This is a genomic window from Streptomyces sp. NPDC048506 (genome assembly GCF_040651315.1).
Taxonomy (GTDB): Bacteria; Actinomycetota; Actinomycetes; order Streptomycetales; family Streptomycetaceae; genus Streptomyces.
The window spans coordinates 21,724-44,522 of record NZ_JBEZIX010000002.1; the positions used below are offsets into that span (position 1 = coordinate 21,724).

21 protein-coding genes are annotated in these 22,799 nt (G+C 71.7%); 6 read left to right on the forward strand and 15 right to left on the reverse strand.

Annotated elements, in window-relative coordinates:
* The first annotated feature begins 111 nt into the window (after positions 1-111).
* Positions 112-936, forward strand: coding sequence for a maleylpyruvate isomerase family mycothiol-dependent enzyme (locus AB0C96_RS01490; protein ID WP_362912484.1), 825 nt, complete (start codon positions 112-114; stop codon positions 934-936).
* Between the two features lie 71 nt (positions 937-1,007).
* Here the strand turns inward: AB0C96_RS01490 and AB0C96_RS01495 are convergent, their stop codons facing one another.
* From AB0C96_RS01495 to AB0C96_RS01505, 3 genes are all read right to left on the reverse strand, one after another.
* Positions 1,008-2,261, reverse strand: coding sequence for an MFS transporter (locus AB0C96_RS01495; RefSeq protein WP_362912907.1), 1,254 nt, complete (start codon positions 2,259-2,261; stop codon positions 1,008-1,010).
* A gap of 98 nt (positions 2,262-2,359) precedes the next feature.
* Positions 2,360-3,043 (reverse strand): GntR family transcriptional regulator, encoded by a 684-nt coding sequence (locus AB0C96_RS01500; protein WP_362912486.1) that lies wholly within the window; start codon positions 3,041-3,043, stop codon positions 2,360-2,362.
* A 200-nt stretch (positions 3,044-3,243) separates the two neighbouring features.
* Complete coding sequence (locus AB0C96_RS01505; RefSeq protein WP_362912488.1) at positions 3,244-4,116, reverse strand: GNAT family N-acetyltransferase; 873 nt, start codon at positions 4,114-4,116, stop codon at positions 3,244-3,246.
* A gap of 219 nt (positions 4,117-4,335) precedes the next feature.
* Between AB0C96_RS01505 and AB0C96_RS01510 the strand changes: the two genes are divergently transcribed.
* Entirely contained in the window at positions 4,336-4,512 is a 177-nt protein-coding gene (locus AB0C96_RS01510; RefSeq protein ID WP_362912490.1) for a hypothetical protein, read from the forward strand.
* Between the two features lie 88 nt (positions 4,513-4,600).
* Here the strand turns inward: AB0C96_RS01510 and AB0C96_RS01515 are convergent, their stop codons facing one another.
* The 5 genes from AB0C96_RS01515 to pdhA all read right to left on the reverse strand — a co-directional run bounded on the left by AB0C96_RS01515 (position 4,601) and on the right by pdhA (position 9,834).
* Complete coding sequence (locus tag AB0C96_RS01515) at positions 4,601-5,065, reverse strand: VOC family protein (protein ID WP_362912491.1); 465 nt, start codon at positions 5,063-5,065, stop codon at positions 4,601-4,603.
* 49 nt (positions 5,066-5,114) lie between these two features.
* Positions 5,115-6,014 (reverse strand): helix-turn-helix domain-containing protein, encoded by a 900-nt coding sequence (locus AB0C96_RS01520; RefSeq protein ID WP_362912493.1) that lies wholly within the window; start codon positions 6,012-6,014, stop codon positions 5,115-5,117.
* A gap of 87 nt (positions 6,015-6,101) precedes the next feature.
* Positions 6,102-7,607, reverse strand: coding sequence for a dihydrolipoamide acetyltransferase family protein (locus tag AB0C96_RS01525; protein ID WP_362912494.1), 1,506 nt, complete (start codon positions 7,605-7,607; stop codon positions 6,102-6,104).
* A gap of 23 nt (positions 7,608-7,630) precedes the next feature.
* Positions 7,631-8,614: an alpha-ketoacid dehydrogenase subunit beta gene (locus tag AB0C96_RS01530; protein ID WP_362912496.1), complete on the reverse strand. Its 984-nt coding sequence runs from the start codon at positions 8,612-8,614 to the stop codon at positions 7,631-7,633.
* Between the two features lie 2 nt (positions 8,615-8,616).
* The gene (gene pdhA / locus AB0C96_RS01535) at positions 8,617-9,834 is read right to left on the reverse strand and encodes a pyruvate dehydrogenase (acetyl-transferring) E1 component subunit alpha (RefSeq protein ID WP_362912498.1); all 1,218 of its coding nucleotides are present in this window, start codon (positions 9,832-9,834) and stop codon (positions 8,617-8,619) included.
* Between the two features lie 327 nt (positions 9,835-10,161).
* Here pdhA and AB0C96_RS01540 point away from each other — a divergent pair, with 327 nt between their 5' ends.
* From AB0C96_RS01540 to AB0C96_RS01550, 3 genes are all read left to right on the forward strand, one after another.
* The gene (locus AB0C96_RS01540) at positions 10,162-10,821 is read left to right on the forward strand and encodes a response regulator transcription factor (protein ID WP_362912500.1); all 660 of its coding nucleotides are present in this window, start codon (positions 10,162-10,164) and stop codon (positions 10,819-10,821) included.
* A 117-nt stretch (positions 10,822-10,938) separates the two neighbouring features.
* Complete coding sequence (locus AB0C96_RS01545) at positions 10,939-11,358, forward strand: pyridoxamine 5'-phosphate oxidase family protein (RefSeq protein ID WP_362912501.1); 420 nt, start codon at positions 10,939-10,941, stop codon at positions 11,356-11,358.
* A gap of 52 nt (positions 11,359-11,410) precedes the next feature.
* The gene (locus AB0C96_RS01550) at positions 11,411-12,454 is read left to right on the forward strand and encodes a phosphotransferase (protein WP_362912503.1); all 1,044 of its coding nucleotides are present in this window, start codon (positions 11,411-11,413) and stop codon (positions 12,452-12,454) included.
* A gap of 25 nt (positions 12,455-12,479) precedes the next feature.
* On the opposite strand, the gene AB0C96_RS01555 is transcribed toward AB0C96_RS01550, so the two are convergent.
* Complete coding sequence (locus AB0C96_RS01555) at positions 12,480-14,093, reverse strand: protein kinase (protein WP_362912505.1); 1,614 nt, start codon at positions 14,091-14,093, stop codon at positions 12,480-12,482.
* Between the two features lie 320 nt (positions 14,094-14,413).
* On the opposite strand from AB0C96_RS01555, the gene AB0C96_RS01560 reads away from it, so the two are divergent.
* Positions 14,414-16,144: a protein kinase gene (locus tag AB0C96_RS01560; RefSeq protein ID WP_362912507.1), complete on the forward strand. Its 1,731-nt coding sequence runs from the start codon at positions 14,414-14,416 to the stop codon at positions 16,142-16,144.
* A gap of 93 nt (positions 16,145-16,237) precedes the next feature.
* On the opposite strand, the gene AB0C96_RS01565 is transcribed toward AB0C96_RS01560, so the two are convergent.
* The 6 genes from AB0C96_RS01565 to AB0C96_RS01590 all read right to left on the reverse strand — a co-directional run bounded on the left by AB0C96_RS01565 (position 16,238) and on the right by AB0C96_RS01590 (position 22,761).
* On the reverse strand, positions 16,238-16,798 hold the full coding sequence (locus AB0C96_RS01565; protein ID WP_362912509.1) for a bacterial proteasome activator family protein: 561 nt from the start codon (positions 16,796-16,798) through the stop codon (positions 16,238-16,240).
* Between the two features lie 204 nt (positions 16,799-17,002).
* Positions 17,003-17,878: a hypothetical protein gene (locus AB0C96_RS01570; protein ID WP_362912511.1), complete on the reverse strand. Its 876-nt coding sequence runs from the start codon at positions 17,876-17,878 to the stop codon at positions 17,003-17,005.
* 138 nt (positions 17,879-18,016) lie between these two features.
* Positions 18,017-18,994 (reverse strand): NAD(P)H-quinone oxidoreductase, encoded by a 978-nt coding sequence (locus tag AB0C96_RS01575; RefSeq protein ID WP_362912513.1) that lies wholly within the window; start codon positions 18,992-18,994, stop codon positions 18,017-18,019.
* Positions 18,995-19,088: 94 nt separating this feature from the next.
* Positions 19,089-20,228, reverse strand: a complete 1,140-nt coding sequence (locus AB0C96_RS01580) for a potassium channel family protein (RefSeq protein ID WP_362912515.1) — start codon at positions 20,226-20,228, stop codon at positions 19,089-19,091.
* On the reverse strand, positions 20,225-21,856 hold the full coding sequence (locus AB0C96_RS01585) for a molybdopterin-binding protein (RefSeq protein WP_362912517.1): 1,632 nt from the start codon (positions 21,854-21,856) through the stop codon (positions 20,225-20,227). Before AB0C96_RS01585 ends, AB0C96_RS01580 begins: the two co-directional genes overlap by 4 nt.
* Complete coding sequence (locus tag AB0C96_RS01590; RefSeq protein ID WP_362912519.1) at positions 21,853-22,761, reverse strand: NTP transferase domain-containing protein; 909 nt, start codon at positions 22,759-22,761, stop codon at positions 21,853-21,855. The genes AB0C96_RS01585 and AB0C96_RS01590 overlap by 4 nt, the downstream gene beginning before the upstream one ends.
* Positions 22,762-22,799: the final 38 nt, after the last annotated feature.

The window sequence follows — 22,799 nt, forward strand, 5'->3', positions numbered from 1 at the left end:
CTTGCCATATCGGCCTACGATGGTGCCCCGAAAGCACTGCCGGGGTGCCCGTGCGCAGCGTAACTTAACTGCACAGACAGCAGCCCGCGTACGAACCGTCCGAGGGGTCCCGTGACCGTCCATCCCAGCCTTCAGTCCTCCATCGATGCCTGGACTCACTCCATAGAAGCGATAGCCGAGCTGGTGACTCCCCTCGTCGAAGGCGAGTGGAGCAGGGCGACGTGCCTCCCAGGATGGTCCGTTCGCGATGTGGTCTCCCATGTCATCGGCCTGGAATGCGAAATGCTGGGGGACCCACGGCCGATCCACACGCTGCCGCGCGACCTCTACCACGTACGCAGCGAGTCGGCGCGCCGAATGGAGGTGCAGGTCGACGTCCGGCGGCACCACACGGCCCCGGAGATGCTCAGCGAGCTCGAATACACCGTCATCCGTCGCTCCCGGCAGCTGCGCAACGAGTCCCGTCAGCCCGACGCCATCGTGCGCAGCCCGCTGGGCGAGGAGCGCTCGCTGGAATTCGTCCTCCAGCAGCGGGCGTTCGACGTCTGGGCGCATGAGCAGGACCTGCGTCGAGTGCTGGGCAAGCCCGGCAATCTGGACTCCCCCGGTGCCCATGTGGCCCGTGATCTGCTGGTGAAGGCGCTGCCCGCGGTCGTCGCCAAGCGGGCCCAGGCACCGACCGATTCGGCGGTGGTCTTCGACGTCAGCGGAGCGCTGGAGTTCCTGCGCACGGTCCGCATCGACGCCGAGGGCAATGCCACGATCGACGGCAGCGTCTCGCTCGGCCCGACCGTGACGCTCGCGCTGGACTGGGACGTCTTCCACCAGCTGGCCTGTGGCCGGGTGCGCCCGTCGGCCGTCGCCGAGCAGATCAAGATCGACGGTGACCGTGAGCTGGCCGAGGCGATCCTGGACAACTTCGCGGTCACGCCGTAGCGGAACACCACGGGAGACGGGGCGGGGGCGTCCCGGCAGTGTGTTTCACGTGAAACAGCCCCCGCCTCCTCCTACGCCGGGACGTGTACCGCCTCGACCCGGCTGACGACCAGCCGCTCGCGCTCCCGCTGTGCGGCGCTGCGGCGCAGTCGGAGGATCTGCCCGACTCCGAACGCCTCCAGAACGAAGATCGAGGCCAGCGCGATCCGGTAGTTGTCGCCGGTCTCGTCCAGCAGGACGCCCACGGCCAGCAGGGTCGTCATCGACGCGGTGAAGCCGCCCATGTTGACGATGCCGGAGGCGGTGCCCTGCCGCTCGGGCGGGTTGGCGGGCCGGGCGAAGTCGAAGCCGATCATCGAGGCGGGACCGCAGGCGCCCAGCACCACGCTCAGCACGATCAGCACCCCCATGGGCGCATGAGCGGCCGGCCAGGACAGCACGATCGCCCACATCAGCCCGGTGGCGCCGACGGTGCCCAGGGCCAGCGGCATTCGGGCCGCGTGGTGGCGGGCGATGATCTGGCCGAAGACCAGGCCCACCGCCATGTTGGAGAGCACCACCAGGGTCAGCAGCTCACCGGCCGTGCCGCGGGACAGGCCCTGCGCCTCGACGAGGAACGGCAGGCCCCAGAGCAGCAGGAACACCATCGCGGGGAACTGGGTGGTGAAGTGCACCCACATGCCCAGCCGGGTGCCGGGCTCGCGCCAGGCGTCCGCGATCTGCCGTCGTACGAAGCCGGCGCCGGTGTGCCCGGAGGCCGGGGGCGACGGCGCGAAGCCCTCGGGGTGGTCCTTGAGGAAGAGCAGCAGCACGATCAGCACGACGATGCCGCCGGCCGCACTGGCGGCGAAGGTCGGGGTCCAGCCGAAGGTGTGCAGGAACCGGGCGAGGACGAGGGTGGAGACCAGGTTGCCCGCCATCCCGACCAGCGCCGCGATCTGCGCGATCATGGGGCCGCGACGGGCCGGAAACCAACGGGAACCCAGCCGCAGCACGCTGATGAAGGTCATCGCGTCCCCGCAGCCGAGCAGGGCGCGCGAGCCGAGCGCCGTCGGGTACGACGCGGAGAGCGCGAACCCGAACTGGCCGGCGGTGTAGAGCACCACCCCGAGGGTCAGCACCTTCTTGGCGCCGAGCCGGTCGACCATCAGGCCCACGGGTATCTGCATCCCCGCGTACACCAGCAGTTGGAGGATGGAGAACGTCGACAGGGCCGAGGCGTTGATGTGGAAGCGCTCGGCGGCGTCCAGGCCGGCCACGCCGAGGCTCGTGCGATAGGTGATCGCGACGAAGTAGACCGCGACGCCGATGCCCCAGACCGCCATGGCCCGGCGACCGCCGGGCGGGTCCGGGGGCAGCGGACGGGCGGAGCCGCTGCCTATGCCGGAGCCGCTGGGGCTCTCCGATCCGCCGGTGCCGGCGCTCATCGCACCTCTCCCTGGGCGAGGTTGCGGACCCAGCTGACGTGCCGGTGCACGACGGCGGTCGCGGCGTCCGCGTCCCCCGCCCGCAGCGCGTCGAGGATCTCGGCGTGCTCGGTGATGTTCTTGGCGATCCGGTCCGGGTGGGCGTGCATCACCGCGACGCCCATCCGCAACTGACGGTCGCGCAGCTGCTCGTAGAGCCGGTCCAGGATCTGGTTGCCGGCGCTGCGCACGATGGCGGCGTGGAAGGCGCGGTCGGTCACCGAGACGGCGGCCAGATCGCCCGATGAGGCCTGTTCCCGCATCGTCTCCAGCAGCTCGGCCAGCTCGTCGATCAGCGCCTGACTCGCGGGCACCGCCTTGGCCGCGGCGTGCTTCTCCACCAGCAGCCGGGTCTCGACGACATCGGCGATCTCCTGTGCGGAGACCGGCAGCACCATGGCGCCCTTCTTCGGGTAGAGCTTGATCAGCCCCTCGACCTCCAGCCGCAGCAGCGCCTCGCGCACCGGGGTCCGCGACACCCCCACGGCGTCGGCCAGCTCCCCTTCGGTGAGCAGCATCCCGCCCTCGTAGCGGCGGTCCAGGACGGCGTCCTTGATATGCGCATAGACCCGCTCGGCGGCGGGCGGCTGCTTGGCGGCGGGCTCTCTGGCGGGGGCGGTGGGCGTGGACGCGGAGGGCATGCGCACAGGATAGATACAACAGGTATGCGTGCGTCACCTCATTCCGCGATGCGGACGATCGATGGGGCGTTTGTCCTGGTAGAGGGGCATTAGCGCCCTCGTGGAGACCGTCCGGAGCCCCTGCCTCGCGCGGCTTCGGGGCTCCGGAGCCCCTGCCTCGCGCGGCTTCGGGGCTCCGGGGCCGTGCCGGCAAGCCAGCGTCAGGCGGGCATACGGCCCTGCGCGACCAGTCGGGCCACGACCTGCGCATGGGCGGGGGCGCAGCGCTCGCGCGCCTCCCGGCCGTCGAACCAGGCGTACTCGGCGATCTCCCGGCCCGGGATCGGTGCGATGTCCTGGGGCCCGCCCGTGAAGCAGGTCATGTGGAGCCGGCGGCCGTTCTTGCCGTGGGCGACGGCATGGATGACGAACGCCTCCGACAGCTCCTCGGCCGGCACCGCCAGACCGAGCTCCTCGGAGAGCTCCCGCGACAGCGCCTCGCGCGCCGTCTCCCCGGGTTCGTACTTGCCACCCGGGAGGTAGAACGTGTCGTTCCCCCGCGTCCGCACGCTCAGCAACCGCCCCTCGCGCAGATGCAGCCAGCCCACCGACCGCAGCGGCGCGACCCGCTCCAGCGCGATCAGCGGATGGCCGGTCCGCTCGTCGATCCGGCGCACCCGCTCGGTGAAGCCGAGGTGGGCGTAGAAGCAGCGGGCCCGGTCGTTCGCCTCGAAGACCTCCAGGGTCAGCGCACCGTGCAGCGCGGCGGCGTGCTCCAGCAACTGCCGCCCGATTCCGCCCCCTTGGGCCTCCGGCGCCACGAAGAGCCCGCCCACCTCGGCGCCCGGCCCCTCGTCCGGACCGTCCCCGCTGTGCTCCCCGTGCTCGCCCGGCAGGAGTCCGAGCAGTCCGATGACGGTGCCGTCGCGCTCGGCGACCCAGTTGTCGGCCTGGACGAGGTACACCTCGCGGAGGATCCGGGCCCGCTCGCCCTCGCCCTCGCCCTCGATGAACGGATGCGCCCGGCGCACCGCCCGGGACCACAGATCGATGACAACGTCCTGGTCAGAGGCCCGATAAGGCCGAATGATCATGTCGCGGCTCATTTCGCCGACCGTAAACAGCACGGCCGACAGCGGCAAACCCTTTACGGGCCCGGGCCGGCCTCTGCCGCGAGGGGGGACCTAAGACTGACGTAAGGTCCACCTCAAGTCTGACGGGATTCCGTACCTGGCGCGTACGGATCGGGACCGCATCCCATGGGTGAATGGAGACAGGGGCCGGGAGGCTCCGACATCCAAGGGGAGTTGACCATGCAGTCCAGGACGAACGCCGGCCGCCGTACGCGGAACACCGTCGTACTGGCATTGATCGTCGCCGGCCTGTGGGCGGGCGTCGCACTGACCCGTGGCGCCGCGCACGACGACGAGTCCGGCCCGACCGGGCCGGTGGCGCACTTCAGCCGCGCGGTCGAGCTCATCCGGGGCTGACCTACGCCAGTACGGGCCCCGGACACCTCCGGCTGCCCGCCATGCACTCGGGGCAGGGGGTGTCCCTCCGATTCGGAGGGACACCCCCTCAAACCTTCCGCGGCCCGCCGCGATAGGTACCGAACGACCAGCTGTTGCCCTCCGGATCGCGGGCGCCGAAGCCGCGTGAACCGTAGTCGGTGTCGTTCGGCTCCTCGGTGATCTCCGCGCCGGCCGCCCGTGCCCGGGCGCACAGCGCATCGGGGTGCGCGGTGACGACGTAGCAGCCGAAGGTCCCCGGCCGCAGCGGGCAGTGGTCCCCGTCCTCCTCGGCCTCCTTGACGGAGCCGAGCATGATGCCGCCGCCCTCGGGCCAGCAGAGCTCGGCGTGCTCGACCCGCTCCGCGGTCCCGTAGACGGCGGTCTCCTCGAACCCGAACGCCTCGACGAGGAAGCGGATCAGACCGTGCGCGTCGCTGGCCCGCACCACCGGCCAGACCTGAGGTGCGGGGATCGTGTCGGAGGTGTCCGCGGGCGTGACGGTGTCCTCGGACGTGATGGTGTTCTTGGCCATGAGCGCCGGACCTCCTCGGTCGTACGCGGCCCCCGGTGGACCGCCGGCCTCAGCCTTCCGCCCCGCCCCCCTCGGGGGCTTGGACGTTTCGGAACTCCTCGGCGAGCCACCGACTGGGCGGGCAGCCGGCCAGCGCACGGAACTCCCGGGCGAGGTGCGCCTGGTCGAAGTAGCCGCAGTGGACGGCCAGGTCGGCGAGCAGCGGCGGGGTGCCGGTACCGGCCGCGGCGCCGAGCAGCCGTCGGGCACGGTCGAAACGGATGACGCGGGCGGCGGCCTTGGGCGTCAGACCGGTCTCCTGCCGGAAGCGGGCCGTCAGATGGCGCGCGCTCCAGCCGACGTCGTCCGCGAGCGCCGCCACGGGTACGGCGCCCCGCGACCGGGCCAGCAGCCGCCAGGCGCGGACGACCTCGAGCGCCGGGCCGGCACCACGGCCCGGACCAGTGCCACCCGCCGCCGGTGACAGCCGGCGCAGCAGCTGTGTGTCCAGCAACCGGAACCGCTCCGGCCAGTCGGCGGCCGCCCGCAGCCGCTCGCCGAGCTCGGTGGCCCACCGCCCGAGGACGGCCTCCGCAGGCAGGTCGATGCTCGCCAGCTCCCCGGCCGGCAGCCCCAGCAGAGCACGGGCGCCCAGCGGATGCAGGCCGAGCTGGACACCGGACTGACGGCCCTGGTGTGTGATCAGCGCGGGGCGGGTGTGCAGTCCGCCGATGAGGGTGTCGTAGGCGCCGGGGGCCTGGCCGGGATCGGGGTGACCGGCCAGCGTGAGCGGCTCGTCGAGGGTGAAGATCAGGGTCAGTCGGGGCGAGGGGAGCCCACGGTGTTGCCGCGGCGGGACCCCGGCCTGCCGATATCCGGCGTATGCGCTGACGTACGGACGGAGCGGAGGCGCGGGGGAGGCGAGGGGAGACTCGTCGATGAGCCCGGAAAGGTGGGCGGGACCGGCCATCGACGCTGTTTCACGTGAAACAGCGCCGGCCAGAGGGGTCGTTTCACGTGAAACGACGCACTGGCCCGGCCGGCCCCGCATCCCGGATCATCCCCAGGTGATCAGCCGCTTCGGCCGCTCCAGCACCGCCGCGATGTCCGCGAGCAGCTTGGAGCCCAGTTCGCCGTCGATCAGCCGGTGGTCGAAGGAGAGCGCGAGGGTGGTGACCTGACGCGCCTTCACCTTGCCCTTGTGGACCCACGGCTGGAGCTTGACCGCGCCGAAGGCGAGGATCGCCGACTCCCCCGGATTGAGGATCGGCGTACCGGTGTCGACGCCGAAGACGCCGACGTTGGTGATGGTGACCGTGCCGCCGGTCATCGCCGCGGGGGAGGTCTTGCCCTCCCGCGCGGTGCCGACCAGCTCGCCCAGCTCCGCGGCGAGTTGGGGAAGCGTCTTGGCGCCGGCGTCCTTGATGTTCGGGACAATCAACCCACGCGGAGTGGCCGCCGCGATCCCGAGGTTGATGTAGTCCTTGTAGACGATCTCCTGCTGCGCCTCGTCCCAGGACGCATTGACCTCCGGGTGGCGCTTGATGGCGACCAGGAAGGCCTTGGCGACGAGCAGCAGCGGGTTGACCCGCAGCCCGGCCAGGTCCGGGTCCTGCTTCAGCTCCTGGACGAGCTTCATCGTGCGGGTCACATCGACGGTGATGAACTCCGTGACGTGCGGCGCGGTGAAGGCGCTGGCGACCATCGCCTGGGCGGTGGCCTTCCGTACGCCCTTGACCGGCACCCGCCGCTCGCGGGCGGCGGTGTCGACGACGCCGGCCCCGGCGGGGGCGACCGCCATCGGCACGGGGGCCTCGACCGGTGCGGCCGACACGGGCGCGGCTGCCGGAGCGGCGGCCGCGTGCACGTCCTCCCGGGTGATGATGCCGTCCGGCCCGGTCGGGGCGATCGTCGCCAGGTCGACACCGAGGTCCTTGGCGAGCTTGCGCACCGGCGGCTTGGCCAGCGGCCGACCGGTGGTTCCGGCACGGACGGCGCTCACGGCCGGCGCGACGGGGGCGGCCGGGGCAACGGGCGTCGCCGCGGCCACCGGGGCGGCCAGCGGCGCCGGGGCGGCCCGTCCGTTGAGCTCCGCCTGGAGCGCGGCGCTCACGGGTTCCGGCTGGGCCGGCACGGCGGGCTGCGGCTTGCGGGCCCGGCGCTTGGTCGAGGACGGCGCGGCGCCGTAACCGACCAGCACCGCCTGGCGGCCCTGCGGCTCGGCTTCCTCCTCATCGGCGACGGCGGCCTCCTGCGGAGCGCCGACCGCCGCCGGCGCCTCGGCCGGCCCGGCTCCGGGATCGGTGTCCACGCTGATGATGACGGTGCCGACGTCGACGGTGACGCCCTCGCCGAACTTCAGCTCGTGCACCACCCCGTCGTAGGGGATGGGCAGTTCGACGGCTGCCTTGGCGGTCTCGACCTCACAGACGACCTGGCCGTCGGTGACGGTGTCGCCCGGCTGGACGTACCACTTGAGGATCTCGGCCTCGGTGAGCCCCTCGCCCACGTCGGGCATCTTGAACTCGCGGAAGCGCTGCGCGTTGGCGGTACTTGCAGTCATGGTCACGAACTCTCCTCAAACCCTCAGTACGCCAACGCACGGTCGACGGCGTCGAGCACCCGGTCCAGTCCCGGAAGGTACTCGTCCTCCAGCCGGGAGGGCGGGTACGGGGAGTGGTAGCCGCCGACCCGCAGGACCGGGGCCTCCAGGTGGTAGAAGCACCGTTCGGTGATCCGGGCGGCGATCTCCGCGCCCGCACCGAAGAAGACCGGCGCTTCGTGGACGACGACCAGCCGGCCGGTCTTCTGCACCGACGACTGCACGGTGTCGAAGTCGATCGGGGAGAGTGAGCGGAGGTCGACGACCTCGACCGACTTGCCCTCCTCGGCCGCGACCTTGGCCGCGTCGAGGCAGACCTTCACCATCGGGCCGTAGGCGGCCAGTGTCAGGTCGGAGCCGCTCTGGGTGATCCGGGCCTTGTGCAGCGGGTGCGGGATCGACTCGGTGTCCAGCCGCGACTTGTCGTGGTACCGCCGCTTGGGCTCGAAGTAGATGACCGGGTCGTCGCCGGCGATGGCCTGCTGGAGCATCCAGTAGGCGTCGGAGGAGTTCGAGGGGGTGATCACCTTCAGGCCCGCGACGTGCGTGAAGAGCGCCTCGGGGGACTCGGAGTGGTGCTCGACCGCGCCGATGCCACCGCCGTACGGGATGCGGATGACGACCGGCACCTTGACCTTGCCCAGCGCGCGGGCGTGCATCTTGGCGAGCTGGGTGACGATCTGGTCGTACGCGGGGAAGACGAAGCCGTCGAACTGGATCTCGACGACCGGGCGGTAGCCGCGCAGCGCCAGGCCGATGGCGGTACCGACGATGCCGGACTCGGCCAGCGGGGTGTCGATCACCCGGTCCTCGCCGAAGTCCTTCTGGAGCCCGTCGGTGACGCGGAAGACGCCGCCGAGCTTGCCCACGTCCTCGCCCATGACGAGGACCTTGGGGTCGGCCTCCATGGAGGCGCGGAGCGAGGCGTTGATCGCCTTGGCGATGGTGATCTTCTCGAAGACGGCCATGATCAGTTCCCCTCCGCGACGAGATCGGCGTCGGCGAACGACGCCTGGTACGCGGCGAACTGCACGCGCTCCTCATCGACGAGCGCGTGCCCGTCGGCATAGACATTCTCGAAGATCGCCATGTGGTCCGGGTCGGGCATGGCGCGTACGGCTTCGCGGACCCGCTTGCCCAGGGCCTCGCTCTCCTCGTCGATCGACGCCAGGTACGCGTCGTCGACCAGCCCCTCGGCCAGCAGATACGTCCGCAGCCGCCGGATCGGGTCCTTGGCCTCCCAGGCCACCCGCTCCTCGTCCGCCCGGTACCGCGTCGGGTCGTCGGAGGTGGTGTGCGCGCCCATCCGGTAGGTGAACGCCTCGATGAGCATCGGGCCCTGACCGGTGCGGGCCCGCTCCAGCGCCGCCCTGGTCACGGCCAGACAGGCCAGCACGTCATTGCCGTCGACCCGTACGCCGGGGAATCCGTAGCCGCGGGCGCGCTGGTAGAGCGGCACCCGGGTCTGCTTCTCGGTGGGCTCGGAAATCGCCCACTGGTTGTTCTGGCAGAAGAACACGACCGGAGCGTTGTAGACCGCGGAGAACGTGAAGGATTCCGCGACGTCGCCCTGGCTGGAGGCACCGTCTCCGAAATACGCGATGACCGCGGAATCCGCGCCGTCCTTCTGCACACCCATCGCATAGCCGGTCGCGTGCAGCGTCTGCGAACCGATGACGATGGTGTAGAGGTGGAAGTTGTTGCTGTTGGGGTCCCAACCGCCGTTGTTGACGCCGCGGAACATGCCCAGCAGGTTCGTCGGGTCGACGCCGCGGCACCAGGCCACACCGTGCTCCCGGTAGGTCGGGAAGACGTAGTCGTCATCGCGCAGCGCACGCCCGGAGCCGATCTGGGCCGCCTCCTGGCCCAGCAGCGAGGCCCACAGACCCAGTTCGCCCTGGCGCTGGAGGGTGGTCGCCTCGGCGTCGAACTTCCTCGTCAGCACCATGTCGCGGTAGAGGCCGCGCAGCTCTTCCGGGGACAGGTCGATCGTGTAATCCGGGTGCTCGACCCGCTGCCCCTCGGGGGTCAGCAGCTGTACGAGCTGATCCTGCTCCGCCTGGTCGGGCCGGTCGCCGGTGCGGGTCTTGGCCGGAGACGTCTTCTTCGCCGGCGCCGCCTTCTTGGCGGTGGTGCGCTTGCTGCTGCCGCGGGCGTTCTTCCGCTGCGCAGTGCCTTCCACGGTCACGTGCTGCTCCTCCGTCTGTCCGGCCCCCGGGGTCCGCCGGTGGCCGTATTGCGGCTCACCCGGTATCCGATACGGCGCACGGGGTGTGTGCGAACGCGGCCGGAACCGGGTGGAACAAAGCTCCCGGAACGTGGCCTGCTCATTGCACGTTACCCATTGTCAAAGCCGAAGTGGAAACGGCGCTGACCTGCGATTTTGCTTGGATTTCCAAGTAAATCGCGAAGGCTGGGAACAACTCCTGGTCACAGCGTTGCAGGCCGCCGGGACAACGGCACGTTATATCGGTGACCTGGAGCACGGGAAGAGTCGATGTGTGAGACTGGGGTGGTGCGCGAAGACGGAAAAATCACGGTATTCCTGCTCGACGACCATGAAGTCGTCCGGCGCGGCGTCCACGAAATGCTCACCGTCGAGGAGGACATCGAGGTGGTCGGCGAGGCCGGCACCGCCGCAGATGCCCTGGTCAGGATCCCGGCGACGCGTCCCGACGTGGCGGTGCTCGACGTCCGACTCCCGGATGGCAGCGGCGTCGAGGTCTGCCGGGAGATCCGTTCACAAAACGAGGACATCAAGTGTCTGATGCTCACCTCGTTCGCGGATGACGAGGCCCTTTTCGATGCGATCATGGCCGGTGCGGCCGGATATGTCCTCAAGGCCATTCGGGGCAATGAGCTGCTCTCCGCGGTACGCGATGTGGCGGCCGGCAAGTCACTGCTCGACCCCGTGGCCACCGCCCGCGTCCTGGAGCGGCTGCGCGACGGCAACGCCGCCAAGGGCGACGACCGGCTGGCGAGCCTCACCGACCAGGAGCGCAAGATCCTCGATCTGATCGGCGAGGGGCTGACCAATCGCGCGATCGGCGAGCGGCTCCACCTCGCGGAGAAGACGATCAAGAATTACGTCTCCAGCCTGCTGTCCAAGCTGGGCATGGAGCGGCGCTCCCAGGCCGCCGCATACGTCGCGCGGATGCAGGCCGAGCGGCACTGAGGCCGCGCGGGGCCGGACAGGACGCCGCGCCGGCGAGGGGGGTTCGGGACCATCGTCCCGTTTCCTCGGGCTGCTGGGCCCTACTGGGCACCGGGCAGCCGACGGCAAGGTGGTGCCATGCTCACCGACGACTTCCGTGCCATGGAGCTGCTCGGCCGCACCCCCTACGGGCGGGTCTCGGCCAGTCGGCGGGCGCTGCCCTTCACCACCGTCACCCGGCACCTCGTGCTGGACGACGGGCAGCTGATGCTGCGGCTGCACCGCGGCTACAACTACCACCAGGCCCTGGACGGCAGTGTGGTCGCGTACGAGGCCGACAACGTCAACTGCGGCACCTCCGACACCTGGTCCGTGCAGTTCATCGGCACCGCCCGGGTCGTCACCCCCACCCCCACCGAGCGGGCGCTCTTCGGGCCCACGCCCCGGCTGGCCGACGCAGCCCCCTTCGACCCGGTCTTCCTGCGCATCGAGCCGGAGTTCGTGACCCTGCACCACCTCACGGACGTGCCCGTCCACCACCATGCGCACTCTGCGTGAGGCTCTCCCTCGGACCCACTCCGACGGGTGCATTTGATCTAACATCTGGCGCGTGCTGCGCTCATCTGTAGTCCGGACGGCGGCAACGCCCGACAGAGACACCCTCGGATCCCTGCTCCGCCACTACACCGGCACCGGCACGCCGCTGTCCTGCGAGCCCGTCGCCGAAGGCCTGCTCAACCACGGCTACTTCCTCGCCACCACCCGCGGCCGCTACTTCCTCAAGCACCACCTCGACGGCGACCACGCCGCCATCACCCGCCAGCACCGCGCCACCCGCCGGCTCGCCGCGCTCGGCCTGCCGGTCGCCCCACCAGTCGCCGATGCGGACGGCCGCACCGTGACGGTCCTCGACGGCCGCTGCTACGCCCTGCACCCCTGGGTCGAGGGCCGGCACCTCGGCGGTGCCGCGCTGACCTGCGGCCAGTCCCGCCGGTTGGGCGCCCTGCTCGGGCTGGTGCACACCGCACTTGAGCAGGTCATGGCGGACGAACCACCCCCGCCCAGGCCCCCCTGCGCGGACGCCGGCGCCGACCCCGCGCGGACCTTCGAGATGATCGACGAGCTGCTGGCCCTGGCCCGCCGGGCCCGCCCGCGCACCAGCTTCGACGAGCTCGCCGAACACCGCCTGCTGGAGCGCCGGGCCCTCCTGGAGCGGCAGACCCACCGCCGCCCGGCGCCCGGCGCAGAGCCGGCCGCCGGCTGGGTGCACGGCGACTTCCACCCGCTGAACGTGCTCTACCGCGGCGCGGAACCGACCGCGATCGTCGACTGGGACCGGCTGGGCGTCCAGCCGCGCGCCGAGGAGGCGGTCCGCGCCGCCGCGATCTTCTTCGTGCGCCCCTGCGGCACGCTGGACCTGGCCAAGGTGGCCGCGTACGCGGGCGCCTACCGCAGCGCCTGTGGAGCCGACGCCGACGAGCTGGCCGCGGCCGTCCACCGGGTGTGGTGGGAACGGCTGAACGACTTCTGGATGCTCACCTGGCGCTACCAGCTCGGCGACCGCCGCACCGATCCGCAATTCCCGGCGGCGGCCGCACTGGCCGTGTGGTGGACCCGCGAATACCGCGCCGTACGGGACGCGTTCACCCGCTGAACGCGGGCGGCGGGGGACGGCTCCCTCAGCCGGTCGCACCGAGGGACGTGCCGCTGTCCGCGCCGGCGGTGGTGGTGCCGCCGTCCGTGCCGGCGGTGGCCCCGCCGTCGGTGGTGCCGCCGTCCGTGGTCCCACCGTCGGTCGTGCCACCGTCCGTGGTCCCGCCGTCGGTCGTCCCACCGGTGGTGTCGGTGGGCGGCTCGGTCGTCGGCTCCTCGGTCGTCGGCGGCTCGGTCGTCGGCTCCTGGGTCGTCGGCGACGTGGTCGGCTCCTGCGTCTCCGGCTGGGTGAACGTCCCGCCGTCGCCGCCGCTGCCACCCGGCTGGGTCTCGGGGGTGCTCGGCTCCTCCGACGGCGGCTCGCTCGTCTTGTCGTGCTGCGACGGCGTCGGCGACTGCGTGGCCGGGGTCTGCTGCTTCTTGTTCTGGTCGCCGGTGTTCTGGAGCGCGAAGGCCACCCCCACCGCGATGGCGATCACCGCGAGCGCGGCGATCAGCCAGACCTTGCCGCGGCCGCCCCTGGCGGGCCGCGGCCCACCGTCGAAACCGCCGTCGTCCTCCCGCATGCCGGGCGTCAGGATCGGCTGCGCCGTGGTCTGGCCGGCGTCGGGGTGCGGCAGCGCGGTGGTCGCGGCGGTGCCCATGGACGGGGTGAGACCGCCCTGGTGCACGGCGACCGGGCCGGTGTTCCAGGTACCGGTGTGCCCGCCCTGCTCGTGCAGCATCTGCAACGAGTACTGGACCAGGCCGCGCATCTCCTCCGCGGTCTGGAACCGGTCGTCGGGGTCCTTGGCCAGCGACCGCATGACCAGGCCGTCCAGCTCCGGCGGCACCGCCCCGGCGACGTCGGACGGCGGCACCGGCATGTCCTGAACATGCCGGTAGACGACCGAAAGCGGAGTCTCGCCGGTGAACGGCGGCCGCTGCGTGAGGAGTTCGTACAGCAGGCAGCCGGTGGCGTAGAGGTCGGAGCGGGTGTCGACGGTCTTGCCGAGCGCCTGCTCCGGGGAGAGGTACTGGGGCGTGCCCATGACCATGCCGGTCTGGGTCATGGTCGACTGGGCGCCGTGCAGGGCGCGGGCGATGCCGAAGTCCATGACCTTGACGGCGCCGCTGTTCGTGATGATCACGTTCGCGGGCTTGATGTCGCGGTGGACGATGCCGTGCTGGTGGCTGTAGGCCAGCGCCTCCAGCACTCCGGAGACGATGATCAGCGCCTGGTCCGGCGGCGGGGCGTCGGCGTTGTGCAGCAGGTCACGGATGGTGTGGCCCTCGACCAGCTCCATCACGATGTACGGCACGGTGCTGCCGCCGACCAGGTCCTCGCCCGAGTCGTAGACCGCCACCACCGCGTGGTGGTTCAGCCCGGCCACGGACTGTGCCTCGCGGGTGAAGCGGGCCTTGGACACCGGGTCCTCGGCGAGATCGGCACGCAGCAGCTTCACGGCGACGGTGCGGCCAAGACGCACGTCCTCGGCCGCGAACACCTCCGCCATACCGCCACGGCCCAGTCGTCGCGTGAGCCGGTACCGGCCGTCGCCGACCAACCCGCCATTGCCCCACATCTCCGGTGCATCGGGGATATTGGAGCCGGTGGCCTCAGGATCGGACGGGCCCTGGGGGCTCTGCGTCGGTGCCATCGGTCCTCGCCGTCGAATCGATCCGCTTGAGAGCGGTAAGGTCATCGGTCTTCGCTAGAGCACGCTACAGGTTCGGCGGCACCCGCCGGTCCGTCGTGGACCGGTCATCAAACCCGCCGAATGCCTGATATCGCAAGTTCACCGGGGGTAATCGAGACCGCGGAACGTCTCACCGCCGTGACGGGATCTTGCACATCTGGTCACGGAACGGGCACACAGCTTGACGTGTCCGAGGCCTGGGGCAGACTTGGCTGCGGAATTCCAGATTTTGATCGCTATACGTACGGGTAGTGCGCCGTGCGCTAGGGGGAAGCGGGACGATGAGCCAGGACGGCGCTCAGGGCCAATTCGAGGGCCGTTCGGTCGGCGGAGGACGTTACCAGCTTCGTGATCTTCTCGGCGCCGGTGGCATGGCGTCCGTACACCTCGCGCACGACACCGTGCTCGACCGTGACGTCGCGATCAAGACACTGCACACCGAACTCGGTCGTGAGCAGGCCTTCCGCGAGCGCTTCCGCCGCGAGGCCCAGTCCGTGGCGAAGCTCACGCACACCAATATCGTCTCGGTCTTCGACTCCGGCGAGGACGAGCTCGACGGCGGCATGGTGCCGTACATCGTCATGGAGTACGTCGCGGGCCAGCCGCTCCGCTCCGATCTGGACGCCGACATCGCCCAGCACGGCGCGATGCCGACGGAGAAGGCCCTGAAGATCACCGCCGATGTGCTGGCCGCGCTGGAGGTCAGCCACGAGATGGGCCTGGTCCACCGCGACATCAAGCCCGGCAACGTGATGCTGAACAAGCGCGGCGTCGTCAAGGTCATGGACTTCGGCATCGCCCGCGCCATGCAGTCCGGCGTGACGTCCATGACCCAGACCGGCATGGTCGTCGGCACCCCGCAGTACCTCTCCCCCGAGCAGGCGCTGGGCCGCGGCGTGGACGCCCGCTCGGACCTCTACTCGGTCGGCATCATGCTCTTCGAGCTGCTGACCGGTCAGCTGCCGTTCGACGCGGACTCCCCGCTCGCCATCGCCTACGCGCATGTGCAGGAAGAGCCGCCGGTCCCGTCGAGCATCAACCAGTCGCTGCCGCCCGCCGTGGACGCGCTGGTGGCCCGGGCGCTGAAGAAGAACCCCAACGAGCGCTTCCCCACCGCCGAGGCGATGCGGGACGAGTGCCTGCGGATCGCCGGGTCCGGACAGTCCGGCGCGACGCCGCTGATCATCGGTGAGGGCCCGCGGGCGCGCACCAGCGGCGCCTCGGTGTCCTCCGCGGTGTTCCCCACCGCGTCCGGCACCCCGCAGACCCCGGCCCCGCCGAACGTGCAGCAGCCGTACCAGCCGACGCAGGCCGCAGGGTTCGGGCCGCAGACGCCCCCGCCGCCGACCAACGCCTACCCGACGCCGGTCCCGGGCCCGATTCCCGGCCCGGCTCCGGTGCCGGGCCCGATCCCCGGCCCGACTCCAGTGCCGGGCCCGATCCCCGGCCCGGCGCCGTTCAACAGCGGTGGCTTCCAGGCGCCGCCGGCGTACACCCCGCCCCCGCCGCCGGTGACTGCCTCGATGCCGTCGGCCGGTGGCCCCGGCGGGCGGAAGAACAACACCCCGGTGATCGTGGTCTCGGCGATAGTCGGTGTGATCGTGGTCACCGCGATCGCGATCGGCATCGGGCTGAGCGCCGGCTCCGGCGACGACCCCGGCGGTAACGACACCCCGACGGCGTCGTCCTACTCCACCAGCTACTCCCCGTCGCCCAGCGTCCGGCCCGAGGACAAGACCGCGACCATCCTGAGCTCCGAGTGCACCAACCCGACCAGGAGCTACGCCGACAAGCGCAAGATCCTCATCCCGTCGTTCCGCTTCAAGAACCTGGACTCGGTGAAGAAGTGCATCGAGGCCGCCGGCTGGAAGTACAAGATCGTCGGCCAGGAGGACAGCTCGATCTGGGGCAAGAACACCGTCACTCAGCAGAAGCCGGACGCCATCAGCTGGTGGTACCCGAGCAAGGACGACACCATCGAGCTGACCATCTCGACCGGTCGCAGCGGCTGACGGGCCCGTAGCCCGAACGGAAGGGGCCGGCACGCGGAGTGCGTGCCGGCCCCTTCCACCTGTTCAGCGCGCGGTGCGCCTCCCCAGGGAGTCCTAGAGGTACGGGCCCGAGCGGGCGCCGTGATGGGACGTGCCCTCGTCGCCCTCCAACGGAGCGACACCGGGCGGCAGCGCACGACGCATCTGCTCCAGCTGGGCGCGGGCCGCCATCTGCTGGGCGAACAGCGCGGTCTGGATGCCGTGGAAGAGACCCTCCAGCCAGCCCACCAGCTGGGCCTGGGCGATCCGCAGCTCGGCCTCCGTCGGCACCGATTCATCGGTGAACGGCAGCGACAGCCGCTCCAGCTCCTCGACCAGCTCGGGTGCCAGCCCGTCCTCCAGCTCCTTGACCGAGCTGGCGTGGATCTCCTTGAGCCGGACCCGGCTCGCCTCGTCCAGAGGAGCGGCCTTCACCTCCTCCAGCAACTGCTTGATCATGCTGCCGATACGCATGACCTTGGCCGGCTGTTCGACCATGTCCGTCACGGGCACCTCGCGGGGCTCATCCCCTTCGTTCCCGCCACCGGAGCCGGCGTTGCCGAGCGCCATGCCGTCCGGGCCGACAACCAGGACGTGCGGGTTCTCCTGCGACCGTTCGTTCATCGGCATATCCATGCCGCCATTCTCTCGTACGAGGGGTTATGAACGTTGGTGCCCCCGGGAGAACGTGATCCACCTTTCCCCGGGGATCCGTCGGGCGATGTTTCACGTGAAACAACGGATTCCCGCCGTTTCACATCGAACGGTCGGAATCACCGCACTGTTTCACGTGAAACGGCGTGGGCCGGTGTCGTGTTTCACGTGAAACATCGGACAGGGTCAGTGCCGCCGCAGCCGCAGGCCGAGGAAGGCCAGTCCCAGGCCGGTCAGCGCAAGGCCGGCTCCCATCGGCAGCACCCGCTCGACCGGGGCCGGCGGAGCCTCCATGGCGTACGGGCCCGGCGTCGCGACCGCCTCATCGTCCGTGCTTCCCGGGGTGGGGGAACCCTTCTGCGCAGAGCTCGGCGTCGGAAGCGGCGGCAGCGCCTCGTCGTGGTGCCGGGCGTGCCGCTCCCCGGCAGCGGTGCGGCGCGCGGGAGAAGGGCGTGCCGCGGCGGAGGCAGGGGTCTTGGGACGTGCGGCGGCACGGCGCTTCGGTGACGCGCCGCGGCGGCCGGGCCGAGGGTGGACGCGGTTGACGTCACGCCGATCCGCCCTGGAGTCGCTGGCGTCCCGTAGGCCCGTTCCGCCGTCGCCGGGGTGGGAGGCTGCGTACGGCGGGGATCCGGGGCCGAACGGGTGATGAGGGCGGTGGTGCCAGCGTCCGTGCCCGGGGTGCAGATGCGGCCGGTGCGGGAACCCCGGCAGCCCGTACGGCAGGCCGGGAAACCGGTCCGGCAGCTCGCGGAAGCGCGTCGGGGCCCCGGGGTGACCGGCGTGACCCCGGAACAGTCCGGCCAGCCCCGCGGCCGGCGAGAGGTCGCTCAGGCGATCCTCGGCCCCGAAGTCGTCGGGAACGAAGCCCGCCGGCCCGAGGATTTCGGGCAGCACGATGTCGGGCGGATCGCCGGGGCGGATGAGGTCGGGGGACCGGTCGACCGGTGTGTCCTGCCAGTCCGAGGCCGCCGCGGGGGTGCTCCCCACAGGGACGGGCAGGACGACGGCGGCGACCAACAGACCGGTGGCAATGCGCGAACGGAATCCTGGAGCGACCACAGTGCCCCTCCCGTGCCGAGCCGTCGGGTGACCAGCCCAGCGTCACATGTGATCAGATTCACGGCATCTCGAAGCTGTCGGCCGGGGTATCCGCCGACATGCGGGAGGGGCGGTGCAGACGGCCGCGCAGGGGCCGGGTCAGACCGTCAGCACGACCTTGCCGACGTGCACGCTGGCGTCCACCACACGGTGCGCCTCGGCGGCCTCGGCCATCGGGAGCGTACGGTCCACGATCGGCCGGACCTGACCGTTGGCGATCAGCGGCCAGACGTGCTCCCGCACCGCGGCGACGATCGCCGCCTTCTCGTTCAGCGGGCGGGCCCGCAGCCCGGCCCCGGTGATCGCGGCACGTTTGGCCATCAGGGCGGCGAGGTTCAGCTCCGCCTTCACCCCGCCCTGAAGCCCGATGATCGCCAGCCGTCCGCTGATCGCCAGCGCCTTGACGTTCCGTTGCAGGTACTTCGCGCCGATGATGTCGAGGATGACGTCCGCGCCCGTGCCGTCGGTGGCCTTGCGGATCTCCTGGACGAAGTCCTGCTCGCGGTAGTCGATGAGGATGTCCGCGCCCAGCTCGGCGCAGCGGGCCAGCTTCTCCGAGCCGCCCGCGGTCACCGCGACCCGCGCGCCGACCGCCTTGGCGAGCTGGATCGCCATCGTGCCGATGCCGCTGGCGCCGCCGTGGACCAGCAGCGTCTCGCCGGGCCGCAGGTGCGCGATCATGAACACGTTCGACCAGACCGTGCAGGTCACCTCGGGCAGCGCGGCGGCCGTGACCAGGTCCAGGCCGACCGGCACCGGCAGCACCTGCCCGGCGGGCACCGCGACCTTCTCCGCGTAACCCCCGCCCGCCAACAGCGCGCACACCTCGTCGCCGACGGCCCAGCCGTGCACCCCGGGACCGACCGCGCTGATCCGCCCCGAGCACTCCAGACCGGGGTACGGGGAGGAGCCCGGCGGCGGGTCGTAGAAGCCCTGCCTCTGCAACAGATCGGCGCGGTTCACGGCGCTGGCCGCGACATCGATCAGGACCTCGCCCTCGGCGGGCTGCGGATCGGGGACTTCCGCCCAGACAAGTGCTTCGGGGCCACCGGGCTCCGGGATAGTGATCGCTCGCATGGGCGCGAGGCTACTCGTCGTCCGTGCGCGGAGCGACGGTGCGGGGGCCGCTGACTACGGTCGGGTCGGCCACCCGCCCTTGCATACCGTCGGGTTATTCATCCACTCGGCGCATCGGGGAGACGCTGGTGCCGGGCAGGGTCGACTTCACCGGCTGCCCGCCGGGGAGGTCCGACTCCTCCGCCGTGGTCGCGCGGACGATGGTGATCAGGCGGTCCGTGCTCTGTAGCGGGCTGGCCTCCGGATCGTCATATCCGAGCAGCCGATGGCCGCGCAGCACGGACACGACCAGGTCGTCGGTCTCCCGTACGGAACGGCCGACCTCCGCTTTGACGACCGGCCGCTCCACCAGGTCCAGGCCGCTGCCCTGCTGGATCAGGTCCTCCATCACGGTGCCCGCACTGGGGCTGTGGACGGAGAGGCCCAACAGCCGGCCGGCCGCGCTGGCGGAGGTGATGACGGCGTCGGCGCCGGACTGCCGCAGCAACGGGGCGTTCTCCTCTTCCCGCACCGCGGCGACGATGTTGGCCTTCTTGTTGAGCTGACGGGCGGTCAACGAGACCAGCACCGCGGTGTCATCGCGCTGGGTGGCGATGACGACCTGGCGGGCGCGCTGGATCTCCGCCCGCAGCAGCACATCGCTGCGGGTCGCGTCCCCGACCACACCGGCGAACCCCTCGGCCACCGCGGCGTCGACCACCTTGGAGCTGGGGTCGACGATGACGATGCGCTCGCGCCCCAGCCCGGTCGCCCGGAGGGTCTGGACGGCGGAACGACCCTTGGTCCCGAAGCCGACGATGACGGTGTGGTCGCGCAAGGCTTTTCTCCAGCGTTTCAGTTGAAACTGCTCACGGGTGCGCTCGGTCAGCACTTCCAGTGTGGTGCCGACCAGGATGATCAGGAAAACCACCCGGAGCGGCGTGATGAGCAGGATGTTCAGCAGCCGTGCGCTGTCGCCGTACGGGACGATGTCGCCGTAACCGGTGGTGGAGAGCGTGACCGTCGCGTAGTAGAAGCAGTCGAGGAGGTCGACCCTCCCGTCGGCGTTGTCGTGGTACTCCGCGCGGTCCATCCAGACGATGAAGACCGTCGCGAGCAGCACCAGCAGCGCCATCAACAGCCGCCGGCCGACCTGCCGTAGCGGTGCCTTGGGGGCGCGGCGCGGCAGCATCACCCGGTGGGAGCGGTCCTCGGGCACCTCGCGCGCCGCGGCGTCGTGGGACGGGAGCTTCACCCGGGCCCTCCGGTGGGGTCGTACGACGCCCCGGGAGGGTTCCAGCCCGTCGACGGGCCCGCTGGCCAGCCTGCCGCTCCACCTGCCGGCCAGGGGAGTTCCAGGATTTCGACGTCGGTGCCGGGCTCCGCGCCGCCGGGCGGGATGACCGCGAGTGCATCGGCGGCGGCGATCCCGCGCAGCATGGCGGGGCCGTGGAAGTGCAGCGGTGCCGCCCTCAGGCCGTACCGCTCGTCCTCGCGGTAGGCCACCGGAACGAGCCGGGTGTCCCGCGGATGCCCGTGGACGGCGGCGGCCAGCGGGGTACGGAACGGGGCGGCCGGGCGGCGGGCCGCGAGCGCACGGAGCAGCGGTTCGGCCAGCGTGCACAGGCCGGAGACCGCGGCGAGGGGGTTGCCGGGCAGACCGACGAGGTACCGGCGCGGGGCGAGCCGGGCCAGCAGCATGGGGTGCCCGGGGCGCACCGCCACCCCGTCCACCAGCACCTCCGCGCCCAGGCGGCGCAGGGTGGGGTGCACATGGTCGACCGGCCCCGACGCGGTGCCGCCGGTGGTGATCACCACATCGGCGGTGGACTCCGCGATGGCCGCGTACAACGTGTCGGCGTCGTCGGCGAGATGACGCGGTGCGGGCGCCTCGACGCCCAGCGCGTGCAGCCAGGGGCCGAGCATCGGGCCGAGCGCATCCCGGATCCGGCCCTCCCGGGGCAGCCCATGGTCGAGCAACTCGTCGCCCAGCACGAAGACTTCGGCCCGCGGTCGGGCGTGGACGGACAGCGCGTCGTAACCGGCCGCGGCGGCCAGGCCGAGGACGGCGGGGGTCACCAGGGCACCGGCCGGCAGGAGGTGGTCGCCGCGGCGGCACTCCTGGCCGCGCGGGCGGATGTCCTGGCCGGGCGGCGCCGGCCGCGGTGCGTACAGCTGGCGCCTGCCCTCGCTCCGGGCACGGACCTCCCCGTGCTCGGTACGGAGCACGGCGGTGGCGCCGGCCGGGATGCGCGCACCGGTCGCGATCGGGATCGCATGACCGTCCGGGAGCGCCTCGGTGGGGGCGTGCCCCGCGAGGATGCCGGGGTGCTGAGCGGACTCGGGAGCGTCGGCGGGGTGGTCGAGGTGCCACGGACCGGGGCCGGAGACCGCCCAGCCGTCCATCGCCGAGGTGTCGAACGACGGCAGGTCGGTGAGCGCGGTCAGCGGCGCGGCGAGCGTACGGCCGAGCGCCTCGCCGAGCGTCGCGGTCGCGGGTGGGGGCAGCGGGCCGGCCACGGCACGCTCGGCGATGCGGCGGGCGTGCCGCCAGGGGACGGCAGGGTGGTTGCCCCGGCCCGGGCGCCCCACGGGATCGGCGGGGTGGCAGGGCCCGTCGGCACCGGACGGGGCGCGGTCGGGCCGGGCGCGGTCGTCCGGGGTGGGCGCCCCGGCACCGCGGGCGGCGGGCGGACGGCCGTCGGCGCCTCCACCGGCGGACCGTGCGTGGGCCGTCGCGGCACCGCGGGGGTGGTTGGCCAGCGCGAGCGCATCGGCGAACGGATCGCCCGGATCGCCCGGCGGACCGGCCTCGCTCCGCGTCCCGCCGGACGGCTCCCCGGACGGCTCCCAGGACGGCTCGCGGAGTTCCCGGTCGGTCATTCGGTGGGCTTCGCTTCGCCGCCCGTGGCGCCGCCGGCCCCGGCCGCACCGGTGGACTCCGCGGCCTCCGCGGCCTCCGCGGCCCAGCGGTTGGCCAGCGCGGCGGCCCGGTCGGTCAACTCCTTGACGTCCCGGCCCTGTTGGCCCGCCGCGTAACCGATCAGGAAGGTCGTCAGCGGTGCGGCCGGGCGCGCGACGCCGTGCGCCGCGTCCCGCGCGAGATCGAGAAGCGCCGCCGTATCGACATCGAGCTCGATGCCCAGTTCGGCCTTGACCGCGGTGATCCATTCGTCCAACACGTGTCCATGCTCCCTGATGCGGGCGCGTGCCGCGTTGATGTCTTCCCAGGTGTCGCAGTCGAACGACGCCGTGGACGCGGCGTCCGGGACCCGTTCGAGCTGCAACACGGTCAGCACGGCGCGCAGTGGCAGACCGGTCAGGGTGCCCCGCTCGGCCCGTACTCGTGCCAGCTCGCGGCGCAGCGCGGCGGCCCGATAGGCGGCCACCAACGGCTGGTCCCGCCCCGAGGCGTCCTGGAGCAGCGCGCCGTCACGGGCTGCGGTGTGCGCCGCCGCCTCCAGGAGGCTGCGTACGGTCGCGACGGTCAGGAACGGCAGATCGGCGGAGAGGACGAGCACCGTCGGGGCGGTGGTGTGCCGCAGGCCGGCGTCGAGTGCGGCGAGCGGGCCACCGCCGGGCGGGTCCTCCAGGGCCTGCACGACGGTGCGGGCGGCCGGGCGCCCGGGTCCGACGACGACGGTCGTCGCCGCATCGGGGCAGGCGGCGAGCACCCGGTCCAGGAGGGGGCGGCCGCCGACGGAGAGGGCGGGTTTGTCCGCCCCGCCGAGCCGTCGGGCCGCGCCCCCGGCCAGGACGATGGCGTCGTAGTCGGTGTGCTCGCTCACCCCTTGAGTATCACCGGCGGCGCCGTGCTCACACCGAT

Coding starts and splice junctions, on each gene's coding strand:
- AB0C96_RS01555 (WP_362912505.1), bottom strand. CDS start 14,093: ATGGCACCGACGCAGAGCCCCCAGGGCCCGTCCGATCCTGAGGCCACC.
- AB0C96_RS01545 (WP_362912501.1), top strand. CDS start 10,939: ATGCTCACCGACGACTTCCGTGCCATGGAGCTGCTCGGCCGCACCCCC.
- AB0C96_RS01505 (WP_362912488.1), bottom strand. CDS start 4,116: ATGATCATTCGGCCTTATCGGGCCTCTGACCAGGACGTTGTCATCGAT.
- AB0C96_RS01495 (WP_362912907.1), bottom strand. CDS start 2,261: ATGGCGGTCTGGGGCATCGGCGTCGCGGTCTACTTCGTCGCGATCACC.
- AB0C96_RS01560 (WP_362912507.1), top strand. CDS start 14,414: ATGAGCCAGGACGGCGCTCAGGGCCAATTCGAGGGCCGTTCGGTCGGC.
- AB0C96_RS01585 (WP_362912517.1), bottom strand. CDS start 21,856: ATGACCGACCGGGAACTCCGCGAGCCGTCCTGGGAGCCGTCCGGGGAG.
- AB0C96_RS01515 (WP_362912491.1), bottom strand. CDS start 5,065: ATGGCCAAGAACACCATCACGTCCGAGGACACCGTCACGCCCGCGGAC.
- AB0C96_RS01525 (WP_362912494.1), bottom strand. CDS start 7,607: ATGACTGCAAGTACCGCCAACGCGCAGCGCTTCCGCGAGTTCAAGATG.
- AB0C96_RS01520 (WP_362912493.1), bottom strand. CDS start 6,014: ATGGCCGGTCCCGCCCACCTTTCCGGGCTCATCGACGAGTCTCCCCTC.
- AB0C96_RS01500 (WP_362912486.1), bottom strand. CDS start 3,043: ATGCCCTCCGCGTCCACGCCCACCGCCCCCGCCAGAGAGCCCGCCGCC.
- AB0C96_RS01530 (WP_362912496.1), bottom strand. CDS start 8,614: ATGGCCGTCTTCGAGAAGATCACCATCGCCAAGGCGATCAACGCCTCG.
- AB0C96_RS01510 (WP_362912490.1), top strand. CDS start 4,336: ATGCAGTCCAGGACGAACGCCGGCCGCCGTACGCGGAACACCGTCGTA.
- AB0C96_RS01565 (WP_362912509.1), bottom strand. CDS start 16,798: ATGGATATGCCGATGAACGAACGGTCGCAGGAGAACCCGCACGTCCTG.
- AB0C96_RS01575 (WP_362912513.1), bottom strand. CDS start 18,994: ATGCGAGCGATCACTATCCCGGAGCCCGGTGGCCCCGAAGCACTTGTC.